The sequence below is a fragment of the Rhodanobacter denitrificans genome, from assembly GCF_000230695.2.
In the GTDB taxonomy this organism is placed as follows: Bacteria; Pseudomonadota; Gammaproteobacteria; order Xanthomonadales; family Rhodanobacteraceae; genus Rhodanobacter; species Rhodanobacter denitrificans.
Genome location: NC_020541.1, coordinates 3,223,827 through 3,241,430 on the forward strand (window position 1 = coordinate 3,223,827; position 17,604 = coordinate 3,241,430).

The 17,604-nt window shown below is 67.8% G+C and carries 13 protein-coding genes; 7 read left to right on the top strand and 6 right to left on the bottom strand.

Translation table 11 applies throughout. The features are described 5' to 3' along the window. Positions 1-24 precede the first annotated feature (24 nt). Together R2APBS1_RS14990 and R2APBS1_RS14995 are read right to left on the bottom strand one after the other, a co-directional pair. On the bottom strand, positions 25-648 hold the full coding sequence (locus R2APBS1_RS14990; protein ID WP_015448575.1) for an XrtA/PEP-CTERM system exopolysaccharide export protein: 624 nt from the start codon (positions 646-648) through the stop codon (positions 25-27). A 28-nt stretch (positions 649-676) separates the two neighbouring features. Continuing rightward, positions 677-2,038 (bottom strand): TIGR03013 family XrtA/PEP-CTERM system glycosyltransferase, encoded by a 1,362-nt coding sequence (locus R2APBS1_RS14995; RefSeq protein WP_236126963.1) that lies wholly within the window; start codon positions 2,036-2,038, stop codon positions 677-679. A gap of 355 nt (positions 2,039-2,393) precedes the next feature. Between R2APBS1_RS14995 and R2APBS1_RS15000 the strand changes: the two genes are divergently transcribed. Continuing rightward, positions 2,394-2,669 (top strand): hypothetical protein, encoded by a 276-nt coding sequence (locus R2APBS1_RS15000; RefSeq protein WP_015448576.1) that lies wholly within the window; start codon positions 2,394-2,396, stop codon positions 2,667-2,669. Then, positions 2,670-3,608, top strand: a complete 939-nt coding sequence (locus tag R2APBS1_RS15005) for a LysM peptidoglycan-binding domain-containing protein (protein ID WP_015448577.1) — start codon at positions 2,670-2,672, stop codon at positions 3,606-3,608. 9 nt (positions 3,609-3,617) lie between these two features. On the opposite strand, the gene R2APBS1_RS15010 is transcribed toward R2APBS1_RS15005, so the two are convergent. Continuing rightward, entirely contained in the window at positions 3,618-5,321 is a 1,704-nt protein-coding gene (locus tag R2APBS1_RS15010; RefSeq protein ID WP_015448578.1) for a protein kinase domain-containing protein, read from the bottom strand. Further along, complete coding sequence (locus R2APBS1_RS15015) at positions 5,318-5,824, bottom strand: FHA domain-containing protein (protein WP_015448579.1); 507 nt, start codon at positions 5,822-5,824, stop codon at positions 5,318-5,320. Before R2APBS1_RS15015 ends, R2APBS1_RS15010 begins: the two co-directional genes overlap by 4 nt. 204 nt (positions 5,825-6,028) lie before the next feature. Here R2APBS1_RS15015 and R2APBS1_RS15020 point away from each other — a divergent pair, with 204 nt between their 5' ends. Together R2APBS1_RS15020 and R2APBS1_RS15025 are read left to right on the top strand one after the other, a co-directional pair. Then, positions 6,029-6,463 carry a PepSY domain-containing protein gene (locus R2APBS1_RS15020; protein WP_007511504.1) on the top strand — a complete coding sequence of 145 codons (435 nt, stop codon included), beginning with the start codon at positions 6,029-6,031 and terminating at the stop codon, positions 6,461-6,463. An 83-nt stretch (positions 6,464-6,546) separates the two neighbouring features. Further along, a complete protein-coding gene (locus R2APBS1_RS15025) occupies positions 6,547-8,199 on the top strand; it encodes a M28 family metallopeptidase (protein WP_015448580.1) in 1,653 nt (550 codons plus the stop codon). A gap of 94 nt (positions 8,200-8,293) precedes the next feature. Here the strand turns inward: R2APBS1_RS15025 and R2APBS1_RS15030 are convergent, their stop codons facing one another. Together R2APBS1_RS15030 and R2APBS1_RS15035 are read right to left on the bottom strand one after the other, a co-directional pair. After that, positions 8,294-9,295, bottom strand: coding sequence for an alpha/beta hydrolase (locus R2APBS1_RS15030; RefSeq protein WP_015448581.1), 1,002 nt, complete (start codon positions 9,293-9,295; stop codon positions 8,294-8,296). Then, positions 9,295-10,917, bottom strand: a complete 1,623-nt coding sequence (locus R2APBS1_RS15035; protein ID WP_015448582.1) for an alpha-glucosidase family protein — start codon at positions 10,915-10,917, stop codon at positions 9,295-9,297. Before R2APBS1_RS15035 ends, R2APBS1_RS15030 begins: the two co-directional genes overlap by 1 nt. A gap of 432 nt (positions 10,918-11,349) precedes the next feature. Here R2APBS1_RS15035 and R2APBS1_RS15040 point away from each other — a divergent pair, with 432 nt between their 5' ends. The 3 genes from R2APBS1_RS15040 (at position 11,350) to R2APBS1_RS15050 (ending at position 17,475) form a co-directional block, all read left to right on the top strand. Continuing rightward, positions 11,350-14,262, top strand: coding sequence for a TonB-dependent receptor (locus tag R2APBS1_RS15040; protein ID WP_015448583.1), 2,913 nt, complete (start codon positions 11,350-11,352; stop codon positions 14,260-14,262). Between the two features lie 115 nt (positions 14,263-14,377). Next, complete coding sequence (locus R2APBS1_RS15045; RefSeq protein ID WP_015448584.1) at positions 14,378-15,925, top strand: tryptophan halogenase family protein; 1,548 nt, start codon at positions 14,378-14,380, stop codon at positions 15,923-15,925. Beyond that, a complete protein-coding gene (locus tag R2APBS1_RS15050; RefSeq protein WP_015448585.1) occupies positions 15,922-17,475 on the top strand; it encodes an alpha-amylase family glycosyl hydrolase in 1,554 nt (517 codons plus the stop codon). Before R2APBS1_RS15045 ends, R2APBS1_RS15050 begins: the two co-directional genes overlap by 4 nt. Positions 17,476-17,604: the final 129 nt, after the last annotated feature.

Genomic DNA, 17,604 nt, shown 5'->3' on the forward strand with positions numbered 1-17,604 from the left:
CCATGTATTCGTGCGCGTCGCGCGTCAAAGCAATGACTGCGGAATGATCAGGATGTCGCCGGGGTGCATGACCATGTTGTACTTGATGGCACCGTTCATCAGGTCGCCGAGCCGCACCGGGATGGTCTGCTCGCTGCCGTCGGGCAGACGACGCGCCACCTTCGCGTCGTTGCCAGCGGCGAATTTGGCCAGGCCACCGACTTCGATCATCACGTCGAGCAGGGTCATGCCGCTGCGGTACGGGACCGCCTTGGGCATCGCTGCCTGCCCGACGACGCGCACCTGCTGGCTATAGGCGCCGACGAAACTCTTGACGATCACGGTCACCAGCGGCGAACGGACGTAGCGGCTCAACGCGCTTTCCAGGTCGCCAGCCAATTTTTCCGGGGTTTCGCCGGCGGCCACGATGGATTGCACCAGCGGGATGGAGATACGTCCGTCGGGGCGCACCGGCACCGTGGTGCTCAGGCTGGGATTGTCGCGCACGAAGATTTCCAGCGAGTCGCCCGGACCGATGATGTAGTGCTCCGTCGTCGTCGGCGGCGCCGCGGCCGACCCATCGATGACCGGTGCACTTCTGCAGCCGCCAAGCAGCAAGGCAGCCGCCATCATCAGCCAGAAGACGCAGTTTCCCGGGAGCGGTCTCATCGCTTGTTCTCCTCTGTTCCCTTCGATGTCAGCGTGCACCACGCCCGAACAACACCACTTCCACGGTCTGGACCAGGATGGCCAGATCAAACACGAGGTTGTGGTTTTTCACGTAAAACAGGTCGAAATTCAGCTTCTGCTCGGCGTCCTCCAGGGACGAACCGTACGGGTAGCGCAGCTGGGCCCAGCCGGTCAGCCCCGGCTTCACGCAATGGCGCAAGCGGTAATAGCGGATGCGCGTGTTGAAGTCGGTCACGAACTGCGGCCGCTCCGGGCGCGGGCCAATGATGCTCATGTCCCCGCGCAGCACGTTCCAGAGCTGCGGCAGCTCGTCCAGCCGGGCGTTGCGGATGAAATGCCCGACCCGGGTCACCCGGCCGTCGTTCTTGCTGGCCCAGCGGGCCACCCCGTCGCGCTCGGCGTCGATGCACATGCTGCGGAACTTGATCAGCGAAAACAGCTCGCCGTTTTCGCCCACTCGTTCCTGGTGGTACAGGATCGGCACGCCGCGACCCGACTCGAGCCGGATGGCCAGGGCCGTCAACAGCATCAATGGCCACGCCACCAGCAAGACCAGCGCGGCGACGACCACGTCGAAAGCCCGCTTGATCGTGCGCCGCACCGGCGAGCTGTTGAAGCCATCCGAAAAGACCAGCCACGAGGGGTTGGTGAGATCCATCTTGATCCTGCCGGCCTCGCGCTCGAAAAACTCGGTGAGCTCGGTCACTGCCACGCCGCGCTGCTTGCATTCCAACAACGCGTCCACCGGCAAGGTGCCGCGGCGATCGTCCGGCCCCACCACGATTTCGTCCACGCCAAAGCGGGCCGCCCATTCGTACAGGGCCCCGTCGGGATGCAGCAGCAAAGGCGCGGAAATGGACACCGGATCGGTACCGACCGGCACGTAACCCAGGACCTTGAACCCGCGCTGATCGGTCCTGCGACGCATCTTGTGGCTCACCTCGACGGCGCACTCGCCGGCACCGAACATCACCACCCGGCGCTTGAACAGGTCGGCGTCCACGAACTCCAGGAATGCCGCCCGCCACAACGCCACAACGACGTAGCCCACTACCAGCGTGATGCCCAGAACCCCGCGACCCAGATAGGCCGGAGGAGCCATGTAGTACACCACGGTAAGCGCAATACCGCCCAGCAAGAAGGCAACGCCTTGCCGACTGAGCCGCCCGAGCCAGCCCGCCCGCAGATGGATCTGGTACAGCCCCAGCGCCGTCATCGAGACAATCAGCATCGCCGCCACCAGCAGCCCCCGCCAGTGCAACGCTTGCCTGAATGCATCCTGGGCGCCGGCATCGCCCAGGTAACGCAGCACCACCGCGGCATAGACACTCGCCAGCAACAGTACAAACTCGACCGAGACCAGCAACAATTGCCAGTGCAGTGCACGAAATCGGAATAATCCGTACATGCTTGAGCCTCCCCTGCATCCCCGCAGCGGCCAGTCCTTCCGTCGACAAAACTGCGACGTGAGTCACAATCTTAGGCTTTGCACAAGTGACCTTCCCGTGAAAACGCTGAAGGCTGGTTTGCGCACTGCAAGCCGGGGCGTCGGCATGACGAGTGGCGGGCTGCGGGCGCCACAATCATTCCAATCAGCGCTCGGGTCCGTCATGCCCACACGCCGATCGGCGAAAGGCCGGCCCGGAGCAAGGCGAAGGACGGCACGACTGCGCGGCATGGCCTGACGTGCGAAAATCGGACCAACCACCGATACCCTCTACTTCATGACCACCCAGAAATACGATTTCCGCCAGTTCCAGGAAGAACTGACCAGGCTCGAACGCCAGGCCGAACCGCCGCCGGCCAAGCCGCTCGGCAAGAAGGCCGTGGCGGCGCAGCGGTTGGCGCGGGCGCGCGAGGAATTCCTCGCGTTGCGCCGACGGCATGAATTGAGCGTGGCCGACGTGGTGGCGTTCTTCCCGGAAGAGGAAGGCATCACCTACCTGCAGCAACTGATCGCGGCGGCGCAGGCGAAGCCCCGGCGCACACGGAAGGCCTAGATGAATGCCGCCAGAGCGAAGCTCCACACGATGAACACACCGATCGACGCCCACGCCCTGCCGTCTGACACCACCGGCCGATGGCGAAAGCTGGCGCTGATGGTGACGATGCTGGCCACGCTGGGCGCGGGCGGCTGCAGCTCGCTGCGCGGCGCGCATTCCTCGGTGGTGACCACGCCATCGTCCCCGCCGACGGCGACGGCGGCGTCAACGGCGGCCAGTGCGTCCGGCGGGCGGTCACTGGCCACGATCGGCAACCAGCTTCAGTCCGGACACTACGCCGAAGGCGAAAAGGCCCTGCGACACTACCTGGAACAGCATCCGGGCGACCGCGCGGCGCGCGCCATGCTGCGCCAGCTCACCGCCGATCCGCGGCAGCTGCTGGGCGAGCGCTGGCGCGCGCACGTGGTGCAGCCGGGCGACTCCTACAGCACCCTGGCCGAGCGTTATCTCGGCGACGCGAACCAGTTCCTGATCCTGGCCCGCTACAACGGCTCGACCGACCCTTCGCGGCTGCGCGTCGGCGAGACGCTGCACATGCCGCTGTCTGCCGATGCCGCGGCCGCGGTGCCGGCGGACGCCGTGCTGCCGACGGCGATCGTGCGGGCCAGCGAATCGCCGGCAACGGCGGCGCGCCGGCTGCAGGAGGAGAGCGTGTCCCTGCTCGGCCAGGGCCATCGGCAGCAGGCGCTGGCCCGCCTCGACCAGGCGTTGACCCTCGACCCCGGCCTGAAGCCGGCCGGGACCGGCGCGGCGGCGCTGCGCAAGCAACTGCTGGACTCGTACCACGAGCGCGCGATCGTGCTGTACCGCGATCAGCAGCTGGACCAGGCCATCGCGCTGTGGGACCGGATCCTGGCGATCGCGCCGGACTACGAGCCGGCGATCGTCTACCGCACCCGCGCGCGCGAACTCAAGCAGCGGCTCAAGCAATACTGAGCCGCAGCTTCAGGACTCGCCGGCGCCCTCTTCGCTGGCCGCCGACATGATCCGCGTCGGTCGCGTGACGTCCTCGACGGCAGCCGGCGCGGCCATTCCGGACCGGTGCTGGCGGGCCTGCAGCGCGCCGTTCATCAGGTTGAAGGCGGCGAACAGGCGGCCCAGCTCGTCGCGGCGGGCCAGCCGGATGCGATGGCGAAAGTCGCCGCGCGCCACCTTCAGCAACGCGTCGCCCAGCAGGTCCAGCGTGTTGAGCGGGCGACGGAACAGCCAGTAGGCCGCGCCGACCACGGCCGCCAGGGTCAGCACCAGCACCACGGCGATCACCCACAACGTGGTGCGCTGTGCCGCACGCAGCGCCGCATTGCTGATGCCCAGGCGCAGGTCGCCCACCGTCTTGGCCTGGTAATGGATCGGCACGTCGAACAACAGCATGCCGCCCTGCTCGCGCCCGCCCGCGGTGCGGCTGAGGTAGCTCTGGATGTCGCCCGATCGCGGCAGGTACTTTTCCCCATCCGGCGCGGACAGCCGCTGGCCGACCTCCTGCGGCTGCGTGCTGGCGATGACGCCGCCGTCGCGGTCGGCGATCGCCAGGTAGCGGATCTGCCGGTTGCGCGAAACGTCGGTGACCAGCGCGCGGGTGGCGGCCTGGTCGCCGAGCAGCAGGTTCTCGGCCGACTCGCTGGCGATCATGCGCCCCATCGAGCTGCCGAAATCCAGCGCCACGCCGGTCACTGCGGCGCTCTGCTTGGCGTAGATCGCGGCCAGTCCCAGCACCAGCACCAGGCTCAGGATCGCGCCCAGGCTGCTGGCCCAGCGCAGGCGCAGGGAAATGATGCGGGTCGCCAGCGGGTCTTCCCGCTCGCGCTCGTACTCGCGCGCGGCCAGGCGCAGGTCCTCGATGACCTCGGCGCCGCGCTGGTAGCGCGACTCCGCCGCGGGCGCCAGCAGGGTGCGCACGATGCTGACCAGGATCGACGGCGTGGCCGGGTCGCGCGGGCGGATCGGCGGGCGCGGCGAACGCAGGCGCTTCCTGACCAGTTGCTGCGGGTTGCCGATGTCCGGCCACGGCAGCTTGCCGGTGAGCAGCCAGTACAGCACCACGCCCAGCGAGAACAGGTCGCTGCGCGCGTCGGTGCGCTCGCCGCGCAGGCGCTCCAGCGCCATGTAGGCCGGGGTGCCGCCGACTTCCGCGGATACCCCGCCGGCATCGCGCAGCACGCCGCGGCGCTCGGCGATGCCGAAGTCGCTGATCTTGGCGTAGCTCCAGCCGTCGGCCAGCATGATGTTCTCGGGCTTGACGTCGTGGTGCAGCACGCCGCGCGCATGCGCATAGTCGAGCGCCGCGGCGAGCTGACCCACCAGGTCGATGATCACCGGCAGCGACGGAAAGCCTTCGCGGGTGACCGCGCTGGCGAGCGTCTCGCCCGAAAGCCGCTCCATCGCGATGTACGAACGGCCGTCGTCGGTCTCGCCGACGTCGAAGATGGTGACGATGTGCGGGTGGGTCAGGTGGCCGGCGGCGCGCGCCTCGACCAGGAAGCGGCGCCGGTAGACGGGATCGGCGGCAATCTCGCGGTGCAGGCACTTGATCGCCACCTTGCGCTCGATGTCCGGGTCGAAGCCGGCATAGACGACCGCCATCGCGCCTTCGCCGAGGACACCCTCGATGCGGTAGCGGCCGACCTGCTGCGGGATGGCGACCTCGCTCACGGCGACCCGAAGAACCACCACGCCAGCGCGGCCAGCGCGCCCACGGCGGCGAGCAGCACGGCAACGACGATCCGGCGCCGCGATGCCGGTTCCGGTTGGCCGTGCTCGCGGGTCAGGAACACGAACTCCGCCTGCCCCAGCCGGATGTGGTCGCCGTGGCGCAAGGCCGCCTCGTGGATGCGCCGGTCGTTCACGAAGGTGCCGTTGGTGGACAACGTGTTCACGATGACGCAGCGGCCGCGCTGATTGGTGATCCAGGCGTGGTTGCCGGATACGCTGAGGTCGTCGATCACGATCTCGTTGTCGGCGCGGCGACCGATCGCCTGCCGGCCCGGCCCCAAGGCGAAGCGATGGCCTTCGATGCCGAGGCTGCTGCCTTCCAGCACCGGCTCGCGCACACTGATCGGGCGCTCCGTCGCGCTTTCGGCGTCGCTGGCGTACCGCCGCAACGCCTCGGTGGAAAAAAACCGGGTGCCCTGCGGTCCTGAAGATCGCTCGCTCATCGAAACCTCGTCCCCCTGTCCAGCCGGCACTATAGCCAACTGGTGGCTGCCGGGCACGAGCACAAGATATCGGCGTGCCCGGGAAAAGCTTGACGCCAGCATCACCTGCCTGAACGCGCGCTGCCGCCGGCAGGCCGCATTCACTGCCGGTTGAACGGGTCGACCCGAGACTCGGGTTTCCCGCAAGCAACGAGGTGCCCCGCCATGACCCACAAGCTCGCCCCACTGACCCTCGCCCTGGCGCTGGCAACGCCGGTACTGGTACTCCCCACCGCTGCGGCGGCGCAGCAGGCGATGACCGAACCGCAGGTGCAAAGCCAGCTCACCGCGCAGGGCTACACCAAGGTGCACGACCTGAAGTTCAGGGACGGCATGTGGTACGCCGAGGCCAGGAGCGCAAACGGCAGCCGGGTGGACCTGCGCATCGACGCCGGCACCGGCCAGGTGTATCCGGATGAACAGGTGTCGCGGCTGAGCAAGCAGGACGTGCGCGCGGCGCTGGAAACCCAGGGCTACACGCACGTGCACGACGTGGACTTCGAGGACGGCATGTGGACGGCCAAGGCCAGAAACCCCGCCGGCAACCACGTCAAGCTGAAGATCGACCCCACCAGCGGCAAGGTGATCGGTACGTACTAGGAACATGTCGCCCGGCACCGGATAGACCTGTCGGCGGATGCTCACTACCATCGGGGAACCTCTTCCCCGACCGGTGACTGCCCGTGAAGCGATTGCTCCTCTCCGCCCTGATCATCGCCGCGTGCTCTGCTGCGCAGGCCGCCGACGTCCCGGCCTTCAGCACCGAACGCCTCTCCGCCGAAGTGAAGACGCTGTCCTCGGACGCGTTCGAGGGCCGCGGCCCGGCCACGCCGGCCGAGACGAAGACGATCGACTACGTGGTGGCGCAGATGAAGGCCGCCGGGCTGCAGCCCGGCGGCGACCTCAAGGACGGCAAGCGCGGCTGGACCCAGGCGGTGCCGCTGCGACGCAGCCAGATCATCGGCACGCCGAAGCTCACGCTCGCCCTCGGCGACAAACACGAAGCCCTGAGCCAGGGCGGGCAGATCGCCGTGCGCGCACCGATGGACGGCTCGACCGCGGTGGCGATCGAGAACGCCCCGCTGGTGTTCGTCGGCTACGGCGTCAAGGCGCCGGAGCGCCATTGGGACGACTTCAAGGGCGTCGACCTGCACGGCAAGATCGCCGTGGTGCTGGTCAACGACCCCGACTTCGAGACCGGGCACGGCGACTTCGGCGGCAAGGCGATGACCTACTACGGCCGCTGGACCTACAAGTACGAGGAAGCCGCGCGGCAGGGTGCGCTGGGCCTGCTGATCGTGCACGAAACCGCGCCGGCCTCGTATGGCTGGGCCACGGTGAAGAACTCCAACACCAACACGATGTTCGATATCGTGCGCGACCAGCCCTCGGCCGTGCATCCGCAACTGGAGGCGTGGATCCAGCGCGACCTCGCGGTTGCGATGTTCAAGCACGCCGGGCTGGACTTCGACGCGCTGAAGAAGCAGGCGCAGACGCGGGCGTTCAAGCCGGTGACGCTGAAGGGCGAGAGCCTGTCGGCCAGCTTCAAGGTCGACAAGAGCGTGATCACCTCGCACAACATCGTCGGCCGCATCGAGGGCAGCAAGCACCCGGAGCAGACGGTGATCTACAGCGCGCACTGGGATCACCTCGGCGTCGGCCAGCCCGACGCGAAGGGCGACCGCATCTACAACGGCGCGGTCGACAACGCCACCGGCACCGCGGCGCTGATCGAGCTGGCCCGCGCATTTGCACACGCACCGCGGCCCGAGCGCTCGGTGGTGTTCCTCAACGTCACCGCCGAGGAGAAGGGCCTGCTCGGCTCCGAGTACTACGCCGCCAACCCGCTGTACCCGCTGGCCACCACCGCCGGCGTGCTCAACATGGACGCGCTCGACCCGCACGGCCCCGCGCGCAACTTCACCATTTCCGGCAGCGCCAAGCTGGGCCTGCTGGACGACCTGATCGCCGACGCGAAGCAGTACGGCATGAGCTACACCGCCGACCCGAAGCCGGAGGCCGGCCACTTCTTCCGCTCCGATCATTTCTCGTTCGCCAAGCGCGGCGTGCCGGCGATCTCGTTCGGCTCCGGCAACGACTGGGTCAACGGCGGCCTGAAGGCCGGCAAGGCGGCCGAGGACGAATACGTCGCCAAGCACTACCACCAGCCGTCCGACGAATGGCAGGCCAGCTGGTCGTTCACCGGCATGGCGCGCGACCTGCAGCTGCTCTACGCCGTGGGCAGCCAGCTGGCGAATTCCGGCCAGTGGCCGGACTGGAGCAAGGACTCCGAGTTCCGCGGCATCCGCGACGCCAGCGCCGCCGAGCGGAAATAGGTTCGCGGTCTGTCATCTGCATGTAGGAGCCCGCTAGCGGGCGATGCTTCTGCTCCGGAGATTCAGAGCAAGAGCATCGCCCGCCAGCGGGCTCCTACAACGGTTTTTGCCGGGGCCGGGCGTAGGCCCAGCGCAGGAACGGCGGCAGCATCCGCTTCCATGACGCCTGGTCGTGCTGGCCGCCAGGCAACAGGAACAGCGAGGCATCCGCCCTGCGCGACGGATGTCCCGCGTAGTCCAGGTTGATCGAATAGCCGAGCTGCTTCAGGCCACGTGCGCGAAAGCCGTCGGCGCCGCGATAGCCTTCGAGCAGGTCCTGCACGTCGTCGACCGTATCGTTGATGCCGTCGCCGTCGCGGTCCGCGGTTTCCTCCGTCGTACCCGCCGCGAACCAGAATTTCAGGCCCGCGCGCCCGGGCCCATGATCGACCATCGCCTGTGCCAGCCGCGTGTGCTGGATCGCAGTGGCGCTGCTGCGGTCCGCAGCCAGCCAGAACGAGGGCGAAAACGCGCCGACCTGACCGAATACCTCCGGGTACTGCCAGCCGAGGTTGAACGCGTTCAACGCGCCGAGCGACCAGCCCAGCATCGTGCGCCCGCGCGCGGACCGGCGCGTGCGGTAGTGCGTGTCCACATACGGCACCAGCGCGGTGGCGACCCATGCGGAATAGTCCTGCGCGCGCATACCGATCGGGCCGATCCGCGAACCGCCGACCAGGCTGCGCGCCGCGGCACGGTCGGACAGGCCGTAGCCGCTGGCGCGGTCGTCGAGCATGCGGATCGCCACCACGATCAGCGGCTCGATCGCCTGGTCCCGATACAGCTGCGCCAGGGTCGGCTGCAGGCCGACCGCCGTCATGTCCTGGCCGTCGTTCGCGTACAGCACCGGGTAGCGGCGGCCGGATGCCCGTGCGTAGCCGGGTGGCAGATAGACGGCCACCTTGATTCGCTGCGGCGCGAACGCGGGTGCATCGAACTGCAGTTGCACCGGCTCGTCGCCGGCAACGGCATCCGCCGCGAGGGCGGGCGCGCAGCCGGCAAGCAGCAGCACGCCAAGCAGCCACCACGACACGAGCGGGCGGCGGCGCGGCGCCATTACGCCACGCGGGCGAACCACGCGCCGTGGCCGGGCAATCGCAACCGGCCGCCGTCGAGACAGCCGCTCGCCAGGCCATGGCCATCCAGCGGTTGCAGCTCGCCGGATGCGGCGGGCAAGTCGACGTCGACGGCGGAGCCATCCAGGTTGAACACCACCAGCACGGCCTGCCCGTCCAGGCGGCGGGTGAACGCCAGCACCGGCTCGGCGGTGTCGATGAAGGCGATGTCGCCCCAGCGCAGCGCCGGCTGCGACTTGCGCCAGTGCATGAAGGTGCGGAAGCCGTGCAGTACCGAATGCGCGTCGGCTTCCTGCCGGTTCACCGCCAGCGCGCGGTGCTCCGGCGGCACCGGCAGCCACGGCGTGCCGCGGCTGAAGCCGGCCTGCGCATCGGCGTCGTGCCACGGCATCGGCGTGCGGCAACCGTCGCGGCCCTTGAACTGCGGCCAGAACGCGATGCCGTAGGGGTCCTGCAGCGCCTCGTACGGCAGCTCCGCTTCGGTCAGCCCCAGTTCCTCGCCCTGATAGACACACACCGAGCCGCGCAGGGAACACAGCATCGCGGTGAGCAGGTTGGCCAGTTGCCTGGATGGCTGGCCGCCGCCCCAGCGGGTCAGCACGCGCTCGACGTCGTGATTGGAGATCGCCCAGCACGGCCAGCCGTCGGTCATCTGCGCTTCCAGCGCCTGCACCGTGCCGCGGATGTGCGCGGCGCTGAAGTCGTCGGTGAGCAGCTCGAAGCTGTAGCCCATGTGCAGCCGCCCGGGGCGGGTGTACTCGGCCATCGTCGCCAGCGAATCCTCAGAGGAGATCTCGCCCAGCGTGGCTGCGCCCGGGTAGCGGTCCATCAGCGCGCGCAGCTCGCCGAGGAAGGCCAGGTTCTCCGGCCGCGTGTTGTTGTAGTAGTGGTACTGGAACGCGTACGGGTTGTCCGGGCTGAAGCCGCGGCCGGTGCGCTTCTCCTTCGGCTTGGGCGGGTTGTCGCGCAGTTGGGCGTCGTGGAAACAGAAGTTGATCGCGTCCAGGCGGAAGCCGTCCACGCCCTTGTCGAGCCAGAAGCGCACGCTGTCGAGAATGGCCGCGCGCACGTCGGGATGGTGGAAATTCAGGTCCGGCTGCGAAGTCAGGAAGTTGTGCAGGTAGTACTGGCCGCGGCGCGGCTCCCACTGCCAGGCGCTGCCGCCGAACAGCGACAGCCAGTTGTTCGGCGCGCTGCCGTCGTCCTTCGCCTCGGCCCACACGTACCAGTCGGCGCGCGGGTTGTCGCGGCTCTGCCGGCTTTCGCGGAACCACGCGTGCTCGGCCGAGGTGTGGCTGAGTACCTGGTCGATCATCACCTTCAGCCCCAGCGCGTGCGCCTTCGCCAGCAGCGCGTCGAAATCCGCCAGCGTGCCGAACAACGGATCGACGTCGCGGTAGTCGGCGATGTCGTAGCCGAAGTCGGCCATCGGCGACTTGAAAAACGGCGCGATCCAGATCGCGTCCACGCCAAGGCCGGTCACGTAGTCGAGCCGCTCGATGATGCCCGGCAGATCGCCCACGCCGTCGCCGTCCGTGTCGAGAAAACTGCGCGGATAGATCTGGTAGGTGACGGCTCCGCGCCACCAGGGTGCATCACTCATTAGGACGTGTCCCCGCGATGAGGCGGGCACATTTGCGCACCCGTCATGGAATGGCGATCAGCTTAGCCTCAGCCCTGTTGCGATCAGCACCGGTGTGCATACGTATTCATTCGTGCTGCAGCTGCCGCATGCCGCGCCTGCGGGGCGATCGGCCGCGGCGCATACGCTGCGGGCGAAGGTCGAGTCGCATCGCGGCTCGCGCCACCGGGAGCCGCTGTCGGGACGCGCGGTGCTGCAACGCAATAACCGCTATACGGCGCCCGCCATGAATACGTATGCAGGAAATGCTTCGCTGCGGAACTGCCGGCCTACCATGCAAACACGCCGCCGAAAACCTCGGCAGCGCACCTGCCGACGGTCGTCGCCGACGGAAGCGCGGGGGAATCCAATAACTGAGATCGACGGCGACACACCTTTGTGGGAGGGGATTTCATGGTTCTGAAACACAACATGCTGGCGATGGCGATTGCATCGGTATGCTTTGGCATGTGCGGCGCGGCCTATGCCGCCACCGCGCCCGCGGCTGGCCCGCAGCAGAGCACGCAGGATCAGGCGCCGACCACCTCGGCCGAGCAGTCCAAGAAGGACGAAAAGGACAAGCACAAGACACAGATGCAGGCAGTCGAAGTCAACGGCTTCATCAGCAGCATCGAGAACTCCACCGCGCTGAAGCGCAACGCCAGCACCATCGTCGAGGCGGTGTCGGCCGAGCAGGTCGGCAAGCTCCCCGGCGTGAGCATCGCCGACACCCTCGGCCGCCTGCCCGGCCTCGCCGTGCAGACCTTGAATGGCCGCCCGCAGGTGCTGACCATCCACGGCCTGGGCCCCGACTTCTCTACCGCGCTGGTCAACGGCGGCCAGCAGGTCTCCACCTCGAACAACCGCGACGTGCAGTTCGATCAGTACCCGTCGAGCTGGTTCGACAACGTGGTGGTGCACCTGTCGCCCTCCGCCAACCTGATCGGCCAGGGTCTGTCCGGCACGGTCGACATGCACACCATCCGCCCGCTGGAGAAGAGCGGCCCCGAGGCGGCGGTGAACGCCAAGTACATCTGGAACAGCATGTCCGAGCTGGCACCGGGCAAGGGCGTGAGCAACAAGGGCTACAACTTGAACGGCGTGTGGGTGAACCAGTTCGCCGACCACACTGTGGGCGTGACCCTGGGCGTGGACCTGGAGAACAACCCCACGCAGATCCAGCACCAAGGGCCGTGGGGCTATCCGAGCGATAGCAACGGCGACGCGGTGATCGGCGGCTCGAAGAACTTCGGCATCACCGATTCGATGAAGCGCAACGGCGCACTGGCCACCGTGCAGTGGCAGCCGAACGAGCACTACACCGGCACCATCGACCTGACCTACGACAACTTCAAGGAAGTGCAGCAGGCCAAGGGCATGGAGTTTCCGCTGTGGTGGAGCTCGGCGCAGCTGCAGCCCGGCGGCGTGGTGATACCGGATCCCCACGTCAGTGGCGGCGGCTTCGTGCAGAGCGGCACCTACGCCAACGTGACGCCGGTGATCCGCAACGACTACAACAGCACCAGCGCCGGGGTCACCAACTTCAACTGGGAAAACAAGTTCACCATCAACGAGAACTGGACGATCAACGCCAACGCGAACTACTCGCGCGCGACTCGTCGTGACGTCAATCTCGAAAGCTATTCCGGCACCGGCTACAACAAGACCGGAGCCACCGACACCGTGGGCTTCAACGAGCTCGGCAACGGCATGCTCTTCCTCAACCCATCGCTGGACTACACCAATGGCGTGGTGCTGACCGACCCGCAGGGCTGGGGCGCGGGCAGCGACGTGGTGCAGGCCGGCTTCATCAATGCGCCGCGCACCGTCGATTCGCTCGCCAACGTGCGCATCGCGGTGGAACGCAGCTTTGCCAGCGGTCCGTTCTCCAGCATGGAGTTCGGCGTGAGCAACAGCCGTCGCAACAAGTCCTACCACATCGACCAGAGCTTCCTGACCCTGGGCGGCGGCACCATCAGCGGCGGTAGTGCCGTCACCACCGCAGCGATCCAGGGTGGCAGCAGTTGCGATCCGCTGTCGTGGATGGGCGTCGGCTCGCAGCTTTGCTACAACCCGTTCGCCCTGATCGGCAACGGCAGCTTGGCCAACGTGCCGACATTCGGCTCCAACACCGGCACGCCGCCGGATTGGAAGACGCATGAGAACGTCTTCACGCCGTACGTGCAATTCAACATCGACACCCAGTTGGGTGGCGTCAGCCTGCGCGGCAACTTCGGCATCCAGGCGCAGCGCACCTCGCAGCGTGCGAGCGGCGAGCGCGTGGCGCCGGACAGCGCCACCACCGGCAACAACATCGTGCTGATCCCGGTAACCGGCAGTACCAGCTACACCCGTTACCTGCCCAGCGCGAACCTGATCTTCGGATTCACCGACAACGATGACCTGCGCGTCAGCGCCGCCCGCACCCTGGCCCGCCCGCGCATGGACCAGATGAACGCCGGTCTTGGGGTTAGCGGCGACAACTCGCACCTGCAAAGCACCGACCCGAACCAGGCCTACTTCAGCGCCAAGGGCGGCAACCCGAAGCTGCGGCCAACCATGGCCGACAACTTCAATGTCAGCTACGAGCACTACTTCAGTGGCGGCAACAGCTACCAGTGCAACTCCGCCGACCAGAAGAATTCCGACCTGTGCCGCAGCGGCGGCGGTGGCTACTTCTCGGTGTCGGGCTACTTCATCGGCCTGCACGACTACATCAACCCGAACGCGTCCTTCCTGTACGACTTCAGCCCCTTCCTGCCGTTCAAGCTGTCCGCGCAGCAGTTGCCCCTGCTGGGTACCCCCTACGGCATCGTCACCGGGCCGACCAACGATGGCCGCGGCTACGTGAAGGGTCTTCAGGGCACCCTGAACCTGCCGTTCAACCTGATCGCGCAACCGCTGGACGGCTTCGGCGTGATCCTCACCGGCAACCGCACCAAGAGCTCGCTGGTCTACCCCGGCAATCCGACGCCGATCACCGTGCCGGGCCTGTCGAAGTGGGTCGCCAACGCCACGCTGTACTACCAGCACAACGGATTCGAGGCGCGTATCAGCGACAACTACCGCTCCAACTTCCTGGGCGAGGTGTCGGGCATCAGCGCCACGCGTGTCGAGCAGACCTTGAGGGGCGGCAGCAGCTACGACGCGCAGGTGAGCTACACGTTCGACAGCGGCAGCCTGAAGGGCCTGACCTTGATCGCGCAGGGCTCCAACCTGTCGAACAAGATCTTCACCACGTTCCAGAACAACGACCCGCGCCAAGTGCAGACCTGGGAACGCTACGGCCGCACCTATTCGCTGGGCGCCTCGTACAAGTTCCAGTAAGTCGTATCGACCTTACCTCCCCAAGGTGCCCCGCTGTGTGTTGTCCGGCGGGGCTTTTTTTTCATGACCCGCGACGGCGTCGCGCCGCGCACACCGGATGCCGAGGAGCCATGACATGAACGATCCCCGCATCCGCCGCATCGTGATCGTCGGCGGCGGCACCACCGGCTGGCTGGCGGCGGCGCTGCTGACGCAGGCGCTCGGCTCGCAGGTGCAGATCCGGCTGGTCGAATCGGCCGAGATCGGCACCGTCGGCGTGGGCGAGGCCACCATTCCGCAGATCCGCCACATCAACCGCTTCCTCGGCATCGACGAGGACGAGATGCTGCGCTTCGCCCACGGCACCTACAAACTGGGCGTGCAGCTCAACGGCTTCACCCGCCCCGGCGATTCCTACCTGCACGCCTTCGGCGACCTCGGCCTGCCACTGGGGCTGACCCCGTTCCACCATTACTGGTTGCGCGCCGTGCAAGCGCGCGGCGGCGCCGCGGACGCGCCGGACCTGTGGGCGTATTCGCTCAACGCCGCAGCCGCCGCGGAAAACCGCTTCGCGCCGCTGGAGAAGATTCCCGACAGCCCGCTCGGCGGTCTGCGCTACGCCTACCACTTCGACGCCTCGCGCTACGCGCAATACCTGCGCGAGCGCATCGCGCCGGGCGCGGTGCAGCGCATCGAGGGCAAGGTGGTGGAGGTGCGCCTGCGCGAAGGCGACGGCTTCATCGAATCGCTGCAACTGGAGCACGGCGAACGCGTCGACGGCGACTTCTTCATCGACTGCTCCGGCTTCCGCGGCCTCTTGATCGAGGGTGCGCTGCACACCGGCTACGAGAACTGGCAGCACTGGCTGCCCTGCGACCGTGCGCTGGCGGTGGGCAGCGCGCCGGGCGGCCCGATGCGCCCGTACACCCAGGCCAGCGCGCGCACCGCCGGCTGGCAGTGGCGCATCCCGCTGCGCCATCGCACCGGCAACGGCCACGTGTACTGCAGCCGCTTCATCAGCGACGACGAGGCCGCCGCGCAACTCGTGGCGAACCTGGAGACCGAGCCCTTGGGGGATCCGCGCCCGCTGCGTTTCGTCACCGGCATGCGCCGGCTCGCGTGGAACCGCAACTGCCTCGCGCTGGGCCTGGCCGCCGGTTTCATGGAGCCGCTGGAATCGACCAGCATCCACCTGGTGCAGTCCGGCGTCAGCCGCCTGCTGGCGATGTTCCCCGACCGCCGCTGCGACAGCGCGCTGGCGGACGAATACAACCGCCAGACGCGCTTCGAGTACGAACACGTGCGTGACTTCCTGATCCTGCACTACAAGGCCACCGAGCGCACCGACACGCCGTTCTGGCAGCAGTGCGGTGCGATGGAGATTCCGCCCTCGCTGGCGCGCCGGATCGAGCTGTTCCGCCGCACCGGCATGGTCTTCCGCGAAGGCGAGGAGCTGTTCGCCGAGACCGGCTGGGTGCAGGTGCTGCTGGGCCAGCGCATCGTGCCGGAGCGCCACCACCCGCTGGCCGACGCACTGACCGACACGCAACTGGACGGTTTCCTCGCCGACATCCGCACCCTGATCGGCCGCGCGAAGAACACGCTGCCGCTGCACCACGAGTTCGTGGCGCGCGCCGGCGGCGCCTTGGACGTTGCGCAGCGCACCGCGGCGGCAGCGCCATGATCCGTCGACTCCTGACATCCATGCTGCTGGCCCTGTCCGCACTCGCGTCGGGCGGGTTCGCCCCGGCGCTGGCCGCGCCCGCCGCGCCGGCTGCGTCGGCGCCCTCCGGCGTGTGGTACGAGATCTTCGTGCGCAGCTGGGTCGACACCAACGGCGACGGCATCGGCGACCTGAACGGCGTCACCGCCAAGCTCGACTACCTGAAGTCGCTTGGCGTCAGCGGCATCTGGCTGATGCCGATCAACCCCTCGCCGACCTATCACGGCTACGACATCACCGACTACTACGCGATCAACCCGCAGTACGGCAGCATGGCCGACTTCGAGCGCCTGCTGCGCGAGGCGCACAAGCGTAGCATCAAGGTGATCATCGACCTGGTGATCAACCACACCAGCAACCAGCACCCGTGGTTCAAGGCAGCGCGCGATCCCGCCGACCCTCATCACGACTGGTACAGCTGGGCCGGCCCGCACACCGACCTGCACGCCGAGGACGCCGCCGGCGCACAGGCCTGGCATGCGCTCGGCAAGGCGCATTACCTGGGCGACTTCTCCCGCGAAATGCCCGACCTCGACTACGACACGCCGGCAGTGCGCCGGGAGATGGTCAAGCTCGGCCAGTACTGGCTGAAGAAAGGCGTGGACGGCTTCCGTCTCGATGCCGCGCAGCACATCTACTACGACTTCAAGGCGGACATCCACAACCCGCTCACGCTGCAGAAGAACCTCGCCTGGTGGTCCGAGTTCCGCCGTGGCCTGGACCAGGTCAACCCGGCGGCCTACGTCGTCGGCGAGGTGACCCGCGACTCCGCCGACGAGCTGGCGCCGTACTTCAAGCCGCTCAGCGCGGTGTTCGATTTCCCGCTGGCGGTGCAGTTGATCGACAGCGCGCGCAGCGAGCGCGCCGGCGACCTCGGCGCATTGCTCGCGCACACCGACGCCGCCTACCGCCAGGTCGCCGGCAAGTCCGGCGTGGACGCACCGTTCCTGTCCAACCACGACCAGGAACGCGTGATGAGCCAGCTGGGCGGCAACCCGCAGCACATGCGCATGGCCGCCGCGATGCTGCTCACCCTGCCCGGCCAGCCGTTCGTCTACTACGGCGAGGAGCTGGGCATGCGCGGCAGGAAACCGGACCCGGATCTGCGCGAACCGATGCGCTGGAACCGCGTGCCGGACGCGCCGGGCGAAACCACCTGGAAAAGCTTCACCGCGCACGACGGCCCGCAGGTCTCGGTCGAGGCGCAGCAGGCCGATGCGGATTCGCTGCTGCACTACTACAGCATGCTGATCCACTGGCGCAGCGAGCTGCCGGCCCTGCGCGACGGCGCGATCCGGCCATGGACCAGCGACAACCCGCACATCGCCGCCTGGCAACTCGACGACGCACATGGCCGCATGCTGGTAGTGCACAACCTGTCCGGCCAGCCGCAGTCACTGGCGCTGGATGGCCAGCCGTTCCACCGCGTGCAGCTGCGCAGCGGGCCCGGCGCCACGGTGCAGCACGAGCGCCTGCAGCTGCCGGCGTACACCACCGCGATCCTGCAGTGACCACGGAGTTCGATGCGATGAGCAAACCCGCTTCCCCACGCCGACGCCACCTCGCCGGGCTGTGCCTCGGCCTTGCCCTGGCTCCGCTCGGCGCCGGCATCGCCCAGGCGCCTGCGTCCCCCGCAACGA

Bases quoted from the DNA above. Each gene is read 5' to 3' on its own strand.
- R2APBS1_RS14990 (WP_015448575.1), bottom strand. From the start codon at position 648: ATGAGACCGCTCCCGGGAAACTGCGTCTTCTGGCTGATGATGGCGGCT.
- R2APBS1_RS15000 (WP_015448576.1), top strand. From the start codon at position 2,394: ATGACCACCCAGAAATACGATTTCCGCCAGTTCCAGGAAGAACTGACC.
- R2APBS1_RS15005 (WP_015448577.1), top strand. From the start codon at position 2,670: ATGAATGCCGCCAGAGCGAAGCTCCACACGATGAACACACCGATCGAC.
- R2APBS1_RS15015 (WP_015448579.1), bottom strand. From the start codon at position 5,824: ATGAGCGAGCGATCTTCAGGACCGCAGGGCACCCGGTTTTTTTCCACC.
- R2APBS1_RS15020 (WP_007511504.1), top strand. From the start codon at position 6,029: ATGACCCACAAGCTCGCCCCACTGACCCTCGCCCTGGCGCTGGCAACG.
- R2APBS1_RS15030 (WP_015448581.1), bottom strand. From the start codon at position 9,295: ATGGCGCCGCGCCGCCGCCCGCTCGTGTCGTGGTGGCTGCTTGGCGTG.
- R2APBS1_RS15035 (WP_015448582.1), bottom strand. From the start codon at position 10,917: ATGAGTGATGCACCCTGGTGGCGCGGAGCCGTCACCTACCAGATCTAT.
- R2APBS1_RS15040 (WP_015448583.1), top strand. From the start codon at position 11,350: ATGGTTCTGAAACACAACATGCTGGCGATGGCGATTGCATCGGTATGC.
- R2APBS1_RS15045 (WP_015448584.1), top strand. From the start codon at position 14,378: ATGAACGATCCCCGCATCCGCCGCATCGTGATCGTCGGCGGCGGCACC.
- R2APBS1_RS15050 (WP_015448585.1), top strand. From the start codon at position 15,922: ATGATCCGTCGACTCCTGACATCCATGCTGCTGGCCCTGTCCGCACTC.